The organism is Nocardia asiatica NBRC 100129 (assembly GCF_000308415.1).
Lineage (GTDB): Bacteria > Actinomycetota > Actinomycetes > Mycobacteriales > Mycobacteriaceae > Nocardia > Nocardia asiatica.
The window spans coordinates 1-14,545 of record NZ_BAFS01000177.1 but is presented as its reverse complement, the minus strand read 5'-3'; the positions used below and the strand labels follow the sequence as shown (position 1 = coordinate 14,545).

Below are 14,545 nucleotides of genomic sequence, written 5' to 3'. Positions count from 1 at the left end.
CCGGGGAAACCACCGCTGCCGCCCATCACTCCGGCGATGCCGAGCCGGATTCCGTTGATCTCGAGAGTGATCGCGGTGCCGTCCAGCACATGGACGCCCAGCTCGGTGAGCCGCGCCGCGATCCGGTATCCCGATCTCCGATCGTGGTCGTGATTGCCCAGCACCGCGACCACCGGCACCGGCAGACCCTCGAGTTCGGCGCACAGCAGATCCGCTTCCGCTTCGGCGCCGCCATCGGTGAGATCGCCTGCCAGCAAAAGGACATCGGCGTCCGCGGCCAGACGGAGGAAATCGGGACGGAAACGTCCGGCGACGGCCGCGCGCATATGGAGGTCGCCGACGGCCGCGACGCGTATGCATCCTACGGTCACGAGGCCAGCCAGCCATATCGGCGAAGGCCGTGTCAAGGGACGGTGTCGCACCGCCGGTGGTGCGCGATGGGCACGCTGATCGCGTCGCCCGCCGGAAACGCGGCGTTCACCGGACCGCGGCCGAACGTGAAGTTGGGATATAGCTTTCGGCTATGCCTTGTTCAAGGACTGTTCAGTGAGGCTACGGGCAATGTGGCCGACGATGAAACGTCCGTGAACTCCACTGCGGCGAGCTATCGCCCGTGCCGGATGATCCCGCATGGTTCGCGGTATGAGCCGAGCGCGACTGCTGCCGAAAGTTGCCGCCGTCGCGGCGGCCGCTTTCCTTCCGTTGTCCGGTCCGGCCGGCGTCGCCGAGGGGGAGGCGCAGGCGGCCAAAGTGGTCGTGATCGGCCTGGACGGCCTGATGTACAGCAAGATCGAGCAAGCGCAGGCGCCGAATCTGCTGCGGCTGAGCGGCGCGGGCCTACTGAGCCGGTCCTCGATCGCTCCGCACATCACCATCTCGGGTCCCTCCTGGGCCACCGTGCTGACCGGCGTGTGGGATCGCAAGCACGGCATCACGGACAACCGGTTCACCGCCGCGCCGTTCACCCGGTACCCGACGGTCTTCACCCAGCTCGAACGCGCCCGGCCGGGGCTGAAGACGCAGTCCATCGCGACCTGGGACCAGATCGCGACCATGACCGGCAGCGGCAGTCCGCGCGCCGACGTCGTCGTCTCCACCGCTCCCGCGCCGGACGATCCCGACGAGTCCCGCACCGATGCCGCCACCACCGACGCCGTGGTCACCGCGATCGGCCGATTCGCGCCAGATCTGCTCTTCACCCATCTGGACCAGGTGGACCGCGCCGGTCACGACGCCGGTGGCGCCTCGCGCGCCTACCTCGACGCTGTGGCGCGCATCGATGCGCTGGTCGGCCGCATCGTCGCCGCCGTGGACGCCCGCGCCGCCGCGCATCCCGCCGAACGGTGGACGGTGCTCGTCACCGCCGACCACGGTCACACGGCGAAAGGCGGGCACGGCGGCCAGTCGGCGGACGAGACGACCAATTTCGTCATAGCTCGCGGCCCCGACTTCCCGCCCGGCGCCACCAGTACGCGAGCGACCTTGGTGGACATCACGCCCACGGTGCTCGACATCCTCGACGTCGCCCCCACCACGGATGTCGACGGGCGTTCCCTGGTGCCCGACTCCGTGCCCGCCCACTCGCCGTTCGCCGAGCCTCAGCCCGCCGCCGTTCGCTGACCGAGCCCGGACCGGTCGGCTGAACGGTCTTCGGTTGTCCCGGGCAGAACTCGATATCGAATCCGGCGCTGCTGGCCTGACGGGCCTGAAAACGCTGGTCGGCACCGGTCCGGCCGTGTGGTCGGTGCACGGTGCCGAGGGGATGGAGCTGTGCTCGGCAGATCGAGTGCGCCCGGTATGTACCGGTTGCAAGGTGTGCCCGGAACCTCCCGGCCTCGACACCCGTCGACGCCGGTGCGCATCCTTCGTTAGCTGAGCGGACGTCGGGGCTCCGCCCGGACTAAAGTTGGTGGTCCGGGAGGTTGCACCGGTCGGATAGGGTGGTCCGATCGAGGCGCGGAGAGGTGGTGGCATGACTCAGCATCTGGGCGAGGCGAAGGTCGAGCAATCGACGTCGGGCCCGCAGTCGAACGGTGCGGGCGCCACCGACGCCGCGCAGCCCCCGAAACCGGCCCCACCGGCGAACGCCGCGCCGCCGCGTCAGCCGGGCGCCTCCGCGGCCGTCCCGACCTCGGCTTCGCGTCGGGTGCGGGCGCGCTTGGCCCGCCGCATGACCGGTCAGCGCGGTATCGCAGCGGTGAAGCCGGTGCTCGAGCCGCTGGCCACCGTGCACCGCGAGCTGTACCCGAAGGCGAACCTGACCTTGCTGCAGCGCGCCTTCGACGTGGCCGACGAGCGGCACAAGCACCAGTTCCGCAAATCCGGCGACCCTTACATCACCCACCCGCTCGCCGTGGCCAACATCCTCGCCGAACTCGGCATGGACACCACCACGCTGGTGGCCGCGCTGCTGCACGACACGGTGGAGGACACCGGCTACAGCCTCGACCAGCTCACCGAGGACTTCGGCTCCGAGGTCGCCCACCTCGTCGACGGCGTCACCAAGCTGGACAAGGTCAACCTGGGCGCCGCGGCCGAGGCGGAGACCATCCGCAAGATGATCATCGCGATGGCCCGCGACCCGCGCGTGCTGGTGATCAAGGTGGCCGACCGGCTGCACAACATGCGCACCATGCGTTTCCTGCCGCCGGAGAAGCAGGCCAAGAAGGCCAAGGAGACCTTGGAAGTCATCGCGCCTCTGGCCCATCGCCTCGGCATGGCGACGGTGAAGTGGGAGCTGGAGGACCTGGCCTTCGCGATCCTGCACCCGAAGAAGTACGACGAGATCGTCCGGCTGGTCGCCGACCGCGCGCCCTCCCGCGACACCTACCTGGCGAGGGTGCGGGCCGAGATCGTCAACACACTGGCCGCTTCCCGGATCAACGCGATCGTCGAGGGCCGCCCGAAGCACTACTGGTCGATCTACCAGAAGATGATCGTCAAGGGTAAGGACTTCGACGACATCCACGACCTGGTCGGCATCCGCATCCTGTGCGACGAGGTACGCGACTGCTACGCGGCCGTCGGTGTGGTGCACTCGCTGTGGCAGCCCATGGCGGGCCGGTTCAAGGACTACATCGCCCAGCCGCGCTACGGCGTCTACCAGTCGCTGCACACCACCGTGGTCGGGCCGGACGGCAAGCCGCTGGAGGTGCAGATCCGCACCCAGGACATGCACCGCACCGCGGAGTTCGGCATCGCCGCGCACTGGCGCTACAAGGAGACCCGCGGCAAGCACTCCAACGACACCGCCGAGGTCGACGACATGGCGTGGATGCGCCAGCTGCTGGACTGGCAGCGCGAGGCCGCCGACCCGGCCGAGTTCCTGGAGTCGCTGCGCTTCGACCTGAAGTCGCCGGAGATCTTCGTCTTCACGCCGAAGGGCGACGTCATCACGCTGCCGCAGAAGTCGACGCCGGTGGACTTCGCCTACGCCGTGCACACCGAGGTGGGCCACCGCTGCATCGGCGCCCGGGTGAACGGGCGCCTGGTCGCGCTGGAGCGACAGCTGGAGAACGGCGAGGTCGTGGAGGTGTTCACCTCCAAGGCGCAGAATGCCGGACCCAGCCGCGACTGGCAGAACTTCGTGGTGTCGCCGCGCGCCAAGGCCAAGATTCGCCAGTGGTTCGCCAAGGAACGGCGCGAGGAGGCGCTGGAGAGCGGCAAGGAGCAGATCTCCAAGGAGGTCCGCCGGGTCGGGCTGCCGCTGCAGCGGTTGATGAGCGTCGACGCGATGACCGCGGTCGCCCACGAGCTGCACTACACCGACATCTCCACGCTCTACACCGCCGTCGGCGAGCACCAGGTCTCCGCGCACCACGTGGTGCAGCGGCTGATGGCCCAGCTGGGCGGCATCGGCGACGTGGAGAACGAGCTGGCCGAGCGCTCCACCCCGTCGACGACGCCGAGCAGGCAGCGCGTCACCGGCGACGCGGGCGTGCTGATTCCCGGCGCCCCGGGCACCGTCGCCAAGCTGGCGAAATGCTGCACCCCGGTGCCCGGCGACGAGATCATGGGCTTCGTGACCCGCGGCGGTGCGGTGAGCGTGCACCGCACCGACTGCACGAACGCCGGGTCGCTGCGCGATCAGGCCGAACGGATCATCGAGGTCTCCTGGGCGCCCTCGCCGTCCTCGGTGTTCCTGGTCGCCATCCAGATCGAGGCGCTCGATCGCACACGGCTGCTGTCGGACGTGACGAAGGTGCTGGCCGACGAGAAGGTCAACATCCTGTCCGCGTCGGTGGCCACGCACGGCGACCGGGTGGCGATCAGCAAGTTCACCTTCGAGATGGGCGATCCGAAACATCTGGGGCACTTGCTCAACGTGGTGCGCAACGTGGAGGGCGTCTACGACGTCTACCGCGTCACCTCGGCGGCCTGACGGCCGTCTCCGCACTGGCGATAGCTATTAATTAACTGTCGACGCAAGGGGTTTCGCGCGCGCCCCAGCGGGGCCGTGGGTTGCCTTAGGCCCGCGGTTGTCGGAAACTTGTCGGACCGAGTCGGGGAACGCGCCGCGGTGTGTCGCGTTCATGTCGGCGTGTCACGGAAGTTTTCCGTCGATGCGGCAGTAATAGCCGGAATCTGTTACCGTCTATTGCGTTTCATGGCGTTTTGGTGGCTGCGGCAGACGACTCGATTGCGGATCGCTATGACTGGATACACGGCAAGACTCTCGGGGATGCTGGTAGCACTCGCCGTGGCTGTGGCGACCGCAGGTGTCGCCGCGGCGGAGCCGTCGCAGCCCGCCGGTCCGTCCACCGACATTCGTCTCGCGGCCTGTCCGGCGTTGTACGCCTTGGGAATTCAGGGCACCGGTGAGTCCTCGCCGGACGCGGCGCCCACCACCGACACCGGCATGCTCTCCACCGTCTTCCGCCCGATGATGGCGAAAGCTCCCGACACCCGTCTGGTCGACCGGGCCTATGTGCCATACGAATCCGGCTTCGGCGGTGTGACCGCCGGTGGCGCGGCGCCTTACTCGGAATCGGTGGCCGGCGGCCTCGACCGTTTGCGGAGCATGGCCGGAACTGTCGCGGACACTTGCCCGAACACCCGCTTCGCGATCGTCGGGTATTCGCAAGGGGCGCATGTCGCGTCGATGTTCGCCCAGGAGATCGGCCAGGGCCGCGGCGTACTGCCCGCCGAGAAGGTCGCCGCCGTCGCGCTGTTCGGCGATCCCACGCGCAATCCGGGCGCGCCGCTGTTCCCCGGGTCGCCGGGCAAGGCGACGCCGGACCCCGCCCCCGGAACCTCGGGTGACCGGCTCGGCTCCATCGCCGCCCTGCCGCAGGCGCCCGCCACCGGCGGCGGCATCGGCCCGGAACGGGACAAGGCCGCCAATTTCGGGGCGCTCACCGGCCGGGTGGCGAGTTTCTGCGCGGCCGGCGATCTCGCCTGCGACGCCCCGGACGGCGCGCCCATCCTGAAAGCGGTCGCCAACGTGGTCGGCCAGTCCAAGCTCAGCGGTGGCGACCCGATCGCCTCGCTGGTGTCGATCGCGCAGGCGCTGGCGTTCACCTCGATCAAGACCGCGGCCCGAGTGGTCGACGAGGACGTCCAGGGCAATTCGCTGGCCACACTGGCGATCTCGCCGCAGAAGTCGATCTCGCAGCGTCTGGCCGACGCTTCGGACCCGCGCACGCCGCTGAATCTGCCCGCGGCCCTGCAGGCGCTGCTGAAGGTCGGCATGATCGGGTTGAACTCCGTGGTAGCGGTGGTCCGGGCGGTCATCGCCCCGGCGAACATCTCCGAGCTGGCCACCGCGGGCCTGGCGAATCCGCCCGCCGCGCTGTTGCTGCTCGGCGCCAAGCTGCTGGGCGCCATTCCCCAGCTGATTCCGCCGACCACCGGAGTGCGGCTGGTCACCCAGGCGTTCGACGCCGTGGTGCAGAACGTCACCGACAACAGCGAGCTGCTGAACACGACCACCTGGGTGCGCTACTGGGACACCGTTGCGCGCCACACCGGCTACGGCAGCGCGACGGTCTCGGCGAACGGGGTCGCGCCCACCCAGTTCGTGGCGGACTGGTTCGCGGCGGTCGCCCGCGACGTCGCCGACGCCTTCGGCGGCAATGCCGAGCCGCGGGGCGTGCTGGAGAAGCAGCCCACCGGATTCTTCGGGGACGGCTCCGGCGCGTCTCCCACGCCGAGTTCGTCCGGTACGGGACAATTTCCGTTCGGGACAGGAGCCGATGGCGCCTCATCCGGCGGCGTGACATCGATTCCGCCCACCGACCGACCCGGCATACCCGACGCCTACCCGTTCTCCACGAACTGATCGCCGAGAGGGTCCGACGATGCGATACTGCGTGCCCTGCTCTGCGGGAATGGGGGAATGTTGAAGTCGTACAAACAGCTTTCCCGCTGGTACGGCGCTCTGGAGCCGGAGGCCGACGCGCCGGAGACAGGCAAGCGTGCGGAGCCGAACGTCATCGCCCCCGCGGACGACGACGGGCCTTCCCGCTATCCGGACTACATTCGCGACGACGACGAGCCGTGGCAGCGCAGACCCGACGAGGTCCCGGCGGATCTGCCCGCGCAGCGCAGCGAGTTCACCGGCGGATGGTCGGACTGGGTCGTGACCGGCCACGCGCCCGGTCCCGACGACGACTACGTCGCGCCCCCGACGGTCGGTCCGTTCCCGTGGGCCGACGACGACGAACGCGAACCGGAGGACCGCCCGCGTCCCGCGGTGTCGCGGGCGCTGCGGCAAGCCGCCCGTGCCCACCCCGCCGTGCGCCGGGCGCGACTGCTGATCATCGTCATCGTGGCGGTGCTGGTCATCGCTGTGGCCGCGGTGGGCGTGCTGCTCCTGCTGCGCACCGCGGCAGATCGCGCCGCCTCGCCGAGAGACTCGCACATGTCCGAGTCGGTGCAGCTCACCGTCGGCGGCGCGCGGGCGGGCGCCGATCCGCGCGCGATCAGCGCGGGCGCCTGCCCCACCGAACGCACCGACGGGGTCGTGCGCAGCGCGGAGGCGGGCGGCACGGGCTCCGGACCCGACGCGGTGCTGTCGTTCCAGTACGCGTACTACGTCGAACGCTCCGGTGAACGGGCCCGCGCGGCCGTCGCGCCGGATGCCGACGTCCAGCCCGCCTGGGTCATTCAGCGGGGGATCGACTCGGTCCCGGTGGGCACCGCGCATTGCGTGCGGATCGTGAGCAGCGGTGACAACCGGTATTCGGTGGAGGTGACCGAGTACCGGCCCGGCGGCGTGCCCGCCACGTACAACAGACAGACGGTCACCACCGCGGTGATCGACGGCCGCACCTTGATCACGGGTATCGCGGCCGGATAAAGGAGAGCAGAGGCGATGGGAGAGGACTGGAGCCGCTGGCTCGACGAGACGCCCGGCGAGGGCGCGGCGTCGGGCCGGCCGGTGCGTTCCAAGGCTCCGGTGGTGCGGTTGCGGCGCGGCAAGGGTGGCGGCTCCGAGGCGGATCAACCGGCGCAGCGGCCGATTCTGGTGGTCGGTGGGTGCGGTGGCGCGGGTACCACCACGACGGCGTTGGGCTTGGCGGGTGAACTCGGCACGGGCGGGACGCCGACGGTCGCGGTGGACGCCACCTCCGCGGGCAGCGATCTCGCGCTGCGCGGCGCGGACGAGCATCTGCACCCGATCAGTCTGCAGAGTTGGCTGTACGGGCGTGGTGACGACGAGCCCGCGCCGTTGAAGGAGTGCCTGTCGCGCGCGACCTCGGGAATCGGTCTGCTCTGGCGGGATGCCGCGCCGTTGCGCAGGCGTGCGACCTATCTCACGGTGGCGCGGGCGGTGCACGACGCGGGATACACCGCCGTCTACGACGGAGGGCACCCGATTGCCGCGAGGCAACTGCTTCCCTTGCTCGACGACGCGGATGTGGCTCTGGTGCTTGCCATTCCGGCCCGCACCGACGCGGCCAACCGGCTGCGGGTCGCCCTGGAATGGCTCGATGATCAGTTCGGCGACGCGGGGGAGGGGCACGGCGGCGGCGTGGTCGGCGACACCACCATCGTCATCTCGCACCAGTACCCGGGTGACGATTCCCGGGTAGCGGATCATTTGCGCGAGCACCTGTCCGGCTGGGTCCGCGACATTCTGGAGATTCCCTACGATCCGCACCTGGCCCGTGGTGAACTCGTGCGGCACGCCTCGCTGGCCGCCGAGACGCGCCGGGCATATGGGAGCCTGCTCGCCGGGGTGGCATCATGACCGCCGCCATGATTTTTCCGCGTCAGCCCGACCCCACGCCCGCCGGTGTGATCGCCCCGCCGGAGTCTCGCCGTGCCGCCATCTGGGACCGTCCGGTACCGGGCGTCGGCCGTGCGCCGCTGGTGTGGCTGCTGGGTGTGCACGGGGGTGCCGGAGCCAGTACCCTCGCGCATGTGCTTGCGCCCGCGGCGGATTCGGGCCGCCGCTGGCCCGGCGTCTTCGACCGCGAAAGTCCCTTCGTCGTCCTGGTCGCCAGGGAGACCATCGCCGGTCTGTCCCGCGCGCACGATCTTCTGCGCCAACATCTTTCGGGCTTCGCCGGTCCCTCCGACGTGCTCGGCCTGATCACCGTCGCCGCGCGCCCCGGCCGGATGGCTCCCGAGATCCGGCGCTACCGCGACGTGGTCGGATCGCTCGCCGGACAGGTGTGGCAGGTGCCGTGGTACGAGGAGTGGACGCTGGTCGAACCGGAGCAGCTGCCGGTGTGGTCGCCCGGCGATCCGCTGCCGCCGCGCAAGCGCAAGCTCGATCTGCTGGAGGAAGTCCCGCTCGATGTCCGGGAGCTCGGCGCCGACATCGTGGCGGCCGCTCGGACGGCACTGGAGGAGGCCAGCTACGACCGCCGGTCACCGGATCTGCGCAAGCCGCCCGACGAGTGAACGTCCGCATCGAAACGGCGACAACCACCCATTATTCGAGAAAGGCACCCGATGAGCATGCTCCTCCTCGCCGTGCAGGACACGTACGGCACCGTACTCGCGCAAGTCGGTAATCCGACGCCGGAGGCGCCGCCGGGCTCGGAGAAGATCCTGCAGCTGGTGCGGTATCTCACGTGGTTCGTCCTGCTGTCCGGAATCTGCGGCATCGTCTACGCGGGCGGCCGGTTCGCCTGGGAGAAGTGGACGGGCGGCGGTCTGGAGTCGCCGAAGATGGTGGCGGGCGCGATGATCGGCGGCGTGGTCGCCACCAGCGCGGGCACCATCATGAACGCCGTCATCGGCACCTGATGCCCGCGATGAGTACCGTGCGCATGCTCGCGGCCGAGCCGCTGGCCTACAAGCAGATGCCCGCCGACGTTCTCGCACCGCTGATGCAGCTGCTGAACTGGCTGCTGTGGTTCGTCCTGCTGGTGTGCCTGGCCTGGATGATCGTGTCCGCGGGGAAGCTGTGGCTGACCTTCCGTAGCGATCTGGCCATGAACGACGCCTCGCACGGCGTCCTGATGAGTCTGCTGGGAGCTGTGGTGGCGAGCACGGCGTCGGGGATCGCCCTGGCGTTCCTGCCCGCGTGAGCCGGAGCGGGACGGGGACGACGCGGGAATGAATTCGACAGTTCTGCGGCCGGAGGACACCCCGGTGTGGCGGCGCGAGATCCGCCGCCCCGCGGCGGGAGTCGTCGGCGCCGCGCTGCTGTTCGCGGCGGTCGGCTGCGGCGGCGGCGAGGACTCGGCGGGGCCGGACCTCACGGCCGCTCCCACCAACGTGCGGTGGCAGCCGTTCCAAGGCGTCTCGCTGCCGCACACCGACCAGGGCCCGCGGTCGACAGCCGACGGCGCCGCCACCGGTTTCGAGCACTCGCCGCGCGGCGCGGGCGTCGCCGCGCTGACCCATGCGGTGCGGCTGGCGGTTGCCGCCGACACCCAGTGGGCGAAAGTGGCGGCGCGCGAGGTGGTTCCCGGGCCCGCCAAGGACGAGTGGGCGATCAACCGGGTGCAGTTGTCCATCACCGGACCGGCGGGCCCGGAGTTCGCACCCCGCTTGCTGGGCTACAAGATCACCGGATACACCGAGCGGCAGTCCACCGTCGAGGTGTACACCGAATACTCCGACCGCTCGAAAGCGGTGCACCACACCACCGTGGAGTGGTTCGGCGACGACTGGAGATTACGACTGCCGGATCCGGACTCGACCGTCCGGCCCATCGATTCGATCGACGCATTACCCCCCGACATCGTGAAATTGGAGGCACCGACGTGAGCGACAGGGAGTCGTACGCGCGCGATCGTGTCTCCTTCGGCGTGGTCGCCTCCGCCGCCGTGCTGGCGCTCATCGTGGTGGTCGGCATCTTCGTCTTCGTCAGCCGGGACGACGAGCAGGTCGGCGGCGCACCCGCCGTCACCGAGGGCTCCGGCGGCACCGGCTTCGCGACCCCGGAGGTGGACATCCTCGGCAGGCGCGTGGACGTCCCGAACAACGCTGCGGGGCAACCGCTTCCGCAGGACCCCTCCCGGCAGCGCAAGCCCAGCGATCCCGACTGGCTGACCGCGGCGCCGGAAGGCACCACCGAACCGCACGGCTGGCAGCGGGTGTACGGCGCCTCCGTGCCGTTCTCCACCTCCGACGGGCCGACGCGGATCGAGGACGACCTGGCCGTCGGCTACTCGCACACCCCCCAGGGCGCGGTGCTGGCCGCCGCCCAGATCACCTATCGGCTCAACGCGCGTCCCGCCGACCGCGACTTGTACGTGCGCCAGGTGCGGGTCTCCGCTCAGCAGATCGCCGCCTACGACAAAGCGCTGGCCGACGACCGTCTGCCGGAGCAGCAGCCGGAGAAGGTGACCCGCTACTTCGTCGCGTCGGACGCGTTCAAAGTGGACGACTACGCCGACGACCTCGCCATAATCCGGCTGGCCACCAGGGGGCCGGTCGTGGACGGCAAGCAGCTGTGGGCGGCGACGCGCCTGGTCATGGTGTGGGACGCGGGCGACTGGCGGCTGAAGCCGTCGACCACCAACAATGCGCAGACCGAGTACGTCGAGTCGTTGCAGGGGTGGACGAGATGGTGAGCCGCAGGAGGTCTTCCGAGCGCATGCCGTCGGCCGTGCTGGGCGCCGGTGCGGTACTCGCGGTGGCGCTGGCCGCGGTCGTCACCGTGGTCGCGGTTCGGGACGACGCACCGCACGAGCAGGTGTCGCGGACGACATCGGCGGAGAACCCGAGCGGGCGGAGTTCCGGGTCGTCGTTCGCGGGTTCGGCCAAGGATTCCTTCGGGCATCGATTCGATATCCCCAACGACCCCGCCGGGCAGGCTCTTTCGCAGTCGGGCGCGCTACGGACCCCGGCCGATCCGGAGTGGCAGACCGGTGCGCCGGGCGGCACGAACCAGCCGGGCGGCTGGCAACAGGTGTACGGCGGCCCGGTCGTTCCGTTCTCGACGACCGACGGACCGGCGCGCGTCGACAACGGCGTGCCGTCGGGATTCGCCAGGACACCGCAGGGCGCCGCGCTGGCCGCCGAGCAGATCTACTGGCGAACCGTGGCACGGCCCACCGACCGCGCGCTGTGGCGGCAGTTGGTGATCCTCACGCCCGAGGAACTCGCCGATCGAGAGCGCAAGATCGCCGAGGGCAAAGTGCCGGACGTGCTGCCGGAGAGTGTCAAACCACTGTTGTACGCGTCCGACGCATTCCGAATCGAAAGCTATGGTGACGATTTCGCTGTTGTTCGTGTCGCCCGCAAGACCCGTGAGTTCCTGCACGGTGGGCGAAGTTGGGTGGCCATGAGACTCAACGTGGTATGGCGGGACGGTGGCTGGAGACTGAAGTCGTCCGCGGGCGACGCGCAGCCGCTCGAGACGATCGGTTCGATCGATGGGTGGACACAATGGTGAGGCGGCTAGTCACAATTCTCGCGGTCATCTTCACGGTGATGATCGCGACTCCGACCGTGGCCTACGGCCAGAACTACGGCTTCGACGAGACGTGCAACGAGATCCACGACTCCCTCGACGGCCTCGGACTGCCCGGCTTCACCCTCGGTGACGCCGCGTCGGCCGCGTGCAAGGCGGGCAACGCCGCCACGCACCCGGACCAGGCGGCGACGGCGGTGAAGGACAAAGCCTGGGATTCGACCTTCGGCAAGGTGGTCGATTCGCTGATGAACGGTCTCGGCGAGGCCATCATCCTGGCGTTGACCTTCTGGATGAAGGTGCCCAACGAGGCGGTGAGCGATTCGGGCTCGCTGTTCACGAAGATCAACGACTACACCTATCAAGCGCAGATCCTGCTGTTGATAGCGTCGGTGATCCTCTCCGGGGCGCGCTTGGCCGAAGCCAGACGCGGGGCCGCGATGAACGAGGCGGCCGAATCGTTCCGGATGTTCACCCGCGTCGTGTTCAGCTCCTGGATGCTCGGCGCGGTGATCGTCGCGGGCACGCAGGCGTCGGACCGCTTCGCGGAGTGGATCATCGACGACTCGACCAACGGCAACGCCAAGGACCTCGCCGAGCTGATGGTGAAGACCAGTAAGCTGCAGGCGTTCTCGCCCGGCCTGGTGCTGATCATCGCGATCGTCGGCCTGCTCGGCGCACTCGCGCAGATCGTGCTCGCCATCGTCCGGCAGGGCCTGCTGGTGATCGCGGCGGGGGTGCTCCCGCTGGCGGCGGCGGCCTCCGGCATGAACATCGGCAAGCAGTCCTACCAGAAGCTCATCGGCTGGATCATCGCCTTCATGCTGTGGAAACCGGTGGCGGCGATCGTCTACATGATCGCTTTCACCACGGCGGGTCACGTCGACGGCCTCACTCCCACGGGTGGTCTGCCCGACGGTGAGCAGGCCCAGCGGATGCTGGTCGCGATCGTGCTGCTGTGCAGCGTGGCGTTCGTGCTGCCCGCGCTCATGCGACTGGTCACCCCGGCCGTCGCCATCGTCGGTAGCGGCGGTTCCGGATTCACCGCGGCCGGCGGCACTTTGATCGCGGTCGCGGGCCTGGGCGCCATGGGCACCAAGGCGGTCGGCGTCAAGAGCACCGCCGCGGCGGGTGCGCCCGGCTATGTGAGCGGCGGCGGGACCGGACCCAGGCCCGGTGGCGCGGGTCCGCGTGGCGGCGGCGTGCCGAGGCCGACCCCGCCGCGCGGCGGCGGCGGTGGTCAGGGAGGCGCGGCCCCGCGCGCCTCCGGACCTGCGGGCGCGGCCGGAGTACCGTCCGGAGCGGCCAGGGCGGCCGGCCGGATCGGGGCGGCGCGCGCCGCGAGCGGTGGGCTGAACAGGGCCGATCAAGCCATGGGTGACGTCGCGGGCGACCGCTGGACGAACCGTTCACCCGACCTCGGGAGGAGCACCATTCCGCGATGACACTCACCGACACCTACGAGCGGCGCTCGTACGGGCTCTGGCAGAAGCCGCGCAGCGCGGGCCTGTTCGGCCTGCGCTGGGAGGAAACCGTTCTCGGCTTCGCGGTCGTGATCACGGCGCTGATCACCGCGATGGTCGGCGGCTTCCAGTGGGGCATGATCGTCGGCGGCGCCGGTGTCGTCGTGATGGTCCCGCTGGTATGGCGGACCGGAGGTCGTTCGGGCTACGAGACGGGATTGATGATGTTCAACTGGATGCGCTCCCGCAATCGCGGCGAGCACGTGTACCGCGGCGGTCGCTTTTCCCGGATCCCGGGCGGGGTCACCCGCCTGCCCGGTCTGCTGGCGCCTTCCAAGCTGTACGAGGGCATCGACGCGGGCGGCTACAGCTTCGGCATGATCCACCTCCCGCAGTTCGCCCAGTACACGGTGGTGCTGCGCGCGTGGCCGCAGGGGCACGAGGCGGTGGACCAGCCCGTGATCGACCGGTGGGTGTCGGCGTGGGGCACCTTCCTGGCCTCGGTCGGGCAGACCAGCGACATCGTCGCCGTCGTGCCGGTCATCGACACCGTGCCCGAGACCGGAAACCGCTTGCTCACCGAGGTTTCCACGATCACCAGGCCGGAGGCGCCGGAGCTGGCCCAGCAGGTGATGTACGAGCTGGCCACCGAACTGCCGCAGGAGCGGGTGCAATTGCTGCCGCGGGTGGCGATCACGTTCAAGGCCACCACCGCCGAGCGCCGCAAGAACCCGGCGGAGGAGGCCGTCGAGATCGGCCGCCGCCTGCCCGGCATCTGCGCCGCGCTGGCCGAAGCCGGTGTGCGCGCCCAGCCGATGTCGGCCGACGAGGTGATCTCGTTCATCCGCCGCAGCTACGACCCCGCCTCCCAGGCGGATCTCGAAGTTGCCGCGGGCGAACCCGAAGGGCACGGCCTGGATTGGGCGGACGCGGGCCCGGTGTCCCACGACGAGAAGTGGGATCACCTGGTGCACGACGGTGGCCGGTCGGTCACCTGGGAGATGGACGCCGCTCCGGAGGGCGCGGTGGACGAGCGGGTACTGCAGCGGCTGCTGGCGCCGAATCCGGAAGTACCGCGCAAACGTATCGCGATCGTGTACCGTCCGCACTCAGCCGCCGACGCCGCCGAAATCGTCGACGACGATTTCAAGAACGCGCTGGTGGCTCAGCAAAGCGAACGCGGGGTCGTGTCCGCCGCGGCGACGCTGCGGGTGGGCGCGACTCAGCAGGCCCGCGAGGAGCAGGCCAGGGGTCACGGTGT

The 14,545-nt window shown here is 69.7% G+C and carries 14 protein-coding genes; 13 read left to right on the top strand and 1 reads right to left on the bottom strand.

Features of this window, described 5'->3' with window-relative positions:
- A partial coding sequence (locus ON27_RS16880) for a metallophosphoesterase family protein (protein WP_245559986.1) occupies positions 1 to 371 on the bottom strand: 371 nt, incomplete at its 3' end.
- 271 nt (positions 372 to 642) lie between these two features.
- Between ON27_RS16880 and ON27_RS16875 the strand changes: the two genes are divergently transcribed.
- From ON27_RS16875 to ON27_RS16815, 13 genes are all read left to right on the top strand, one after another.
- Entirely contained in the window at positions 643 to 1,620 is a 978-nt protein-coding gene (locus ON27_RS16875; protein ID WP_051046691.1) for an alkaline phosphatase family protein, read from the top strand.
- Between the two features lie 352 nt (positions 1,621 to 1,972).
- The gene (locus ON27_RS16870; RefSeq protein ID WP_043727613.1) at positions 1,973 to 4,381 is read left to right on the top strand and encodes a RelA/SpoT family protein; all 2,409 of its coding nucleotides are present in this window, start codon (positions 1,973 to 1,975) and stop codon (positions 4,379 to 4,381) included.
- Positions 4,382 to 4,681: 300 nt separating this feature from the next.
- Positions 4,682 to 6,280, top strand: a complete 1,599-nt coding sequence (locus ON27_RS16865; protein ID WP_051046690.1) for a cutinase family protein — start codon at positions 4,682 to 4,684, stop codon at positions 6,278 to 6,280.
- Between the two features lie 57 nt (positions 6,281 to 6,337).
- Positions 6,338 to 7,300, top strand: coding sequence for a DUF8176 domain-containing protein (locus ON27_RS16860; RefSeq protein ID WP_043727609.1), 963 nt, complete (start codon positions 6,338 to 6,340; stop codon positions 7,298 to 7,300).
- A gap of 15 nt (positions 7,301 to 7,315) precedes the next feature.
- On the top strand, positions 7,316 to 8,194 hold the full coding sequence (locus ON27_RS16855) for a MinD/ParA family ATP-binding protein (protein WP_043727605.1): 879 nt from the start codon (positions 7,316 to 7,318) through the stop codon (positions 8,192 to 8,194).
- On the top strand, positions 8,191 to 8,853 hold the full coding sequence (locus ON27_RS16850; protein ID WP_043727602.1) for a DUF6668 family protein: 663 nt from the start codon (positions 8,191 to 8,193) through the stop codon (positions 8,851 to 8,853). Before ON27_RS16855 ends, ON27_RS16850 begins: the two co-directional genes overlap by 4 nt.
- 51 nt (positions 8,854 to 8,904) lie before the next feature.
- Positions 8,905 to 9,201 carry a hypothetical protein gene (locus ON27_RS16845; RefSeq protein ID WP_043694168.1) on the top strand — a complete coding sequence of 99 codons (297 nt, stop codon included), beginning with the start codon at positions 8,905 to 8,907 and terminating at the stop codon, positions 9,199 to 9,201.
- Between the two features lie 8 nt (positions 9,202 to 9,209).
- Positions 9,210 to 9,485: a hypothetical protein gene (locus tag ON27_RS16840; protein WP_181724852.1), complete on the top strand. Its 276-nt coding sequence runs from the start codon at positions 9,210 to 9,212 to the stop codon at positions 9,483 to 9,485.
- Between the two features lie 28 nt (positions 9,486 to 9,513).
- Positions 9,514 to 10,170, top strand: a complete 657-nt coding sequence (locus tag ON27_RS16835) for a DUF8175 domain-containg protein (RefSeq protein WP_245559985.1) — start codon at positions 9,514 to 9,516, stop codon at positions 10,168 to 10,170.
- Positions 10,167 to 10,979 carry a DUF8175 domain-containg protein gene (locus tag ON27_RS16830; protein ID WP_043727599.1) on the top strand — a complete coding sequence of 271 codons (813 nt, stop codon included), beginning with the start codon at positions 10,167 to 10,169 and terminating at the stop codon, positions 10,977 to 10,979. Before ON27_RS16835 ends, ON27_RS16830 begins: the two co-directional genes overlap by 4 nt.
- 23 nt (positions 10,980 to 11,002) lie before the next feature.
- Positions 11,003 to 11,803 (top strand): DUF8175 domain-containg protein, encoded by an 801-nt coding sequence (locus tag ON27_RS16825; protein WP_051046688.1) that lies wholly within the window; start codon positions 11,003 to 11,005, stop codon positions 11,801 to 11,803.
- A 38-nt stretch (positions 11,804 to 11,841) separates the two neighbouring features.
- Positions 11,842 to 13,266, top strand: a complete 1,425-nt coding sequence (locus ON27_RS16820; RefSeq protein WP_245559984.1) for a conjugal transfer protein TraG N-terminal domain-containing protein — start codon at positions 11,842 to 11,844, stop codon at positions 13,264 to 13,266.
- Positions 13,263 to 14,545: SCO6880 family protein (locus ON27_RS16815; RefSeq protein ID WP_043727591.1), on the top strand; the 1,283-nt coding region annotated here is incomplete at its 3' end. The genes ON27_RS16820 and ON27_RS16815, both read left to right, overlap by 4 nt.

Bases quoted from the DNA above. Each gene is read 5' to 3' on its own strand.
- ON27_RS16875 (WP_051046691.1), top strand. From the start codon at position 643: ATGAGCCGAGCGCGACTGCTGCCGAAAGTTGCCGCCGTCGCGGCGGCC.
- ON27_RS16870 (WP_043727613.1), top strand. From the start codon at position 1,973: ATGACTCAGCATCTGGGCGAGGCGAAGGTCGAGCAATCGACGTCGGGC.
- ON27_RS16865 (WP_051046690.1), top strand. From the start codon at position 4,682: ATGCTGGTAGCACTCGCCGTGGCTGTGGCGACCGCAGGTGTCGCCGCG.
- ON27_RS16860 (WP_043727609.1), top strand. From the start codon at position 6,338: ATGTTGAAGTCGTACAAACAGCTTTCCCGCTGGTACGGCGCTCTGGAG.
- ON27_RS16855 (WP_043727605.1), top strand. From the start codon at position 7,316: ATGGGAGAGGACTGGAGCCGCTGGCTCGACGAGACGCCCGGCGAGGGC.
- ON27_RS16850 (WP_043727602.1), top strand. From the start codon at position 8,191: ATGACCGCCGCCATGATTTTTCCGCGTCAGCCCGACCCCACGCCCGCC.
- ON27_RS16845 (WP_043694168.1), top strand. From the start codon at position 8,905: ATGAGCATGCTCCTCCTCGCCGTGCAGGACACGTACGGCACCGTACTC.
- ON27_RS16840 (WP_181724852.1), top strand. From the start codon at position 9,210: ATGAGTACCGTGCGCATGCTCGCGGCCGAGCCGCTGGCCTACAAGCAG.
- ON27_RS16835 (WP_245559985.1), top strand. From the start codon at position 9,514: ATGAATTCGACAGTTCTGCGGCCGGAGGACACCCCGGTGTGGCGGCGC.
- ON27_RS16825 (WP_051046688.1), top strand. From the start codon at position 11,003: ATGCCGTCGGCCGTGCTGGGCGCCGGTGCGGTACTCGCGGTGGCGCTG.
- ON27_RS16820 (WP_245559984.1), top strand. From the start codon at position 11,842: ATGATCGCGACTCCGACCGTGGCCTACGGCCAGAACTACGGCTTCGAC.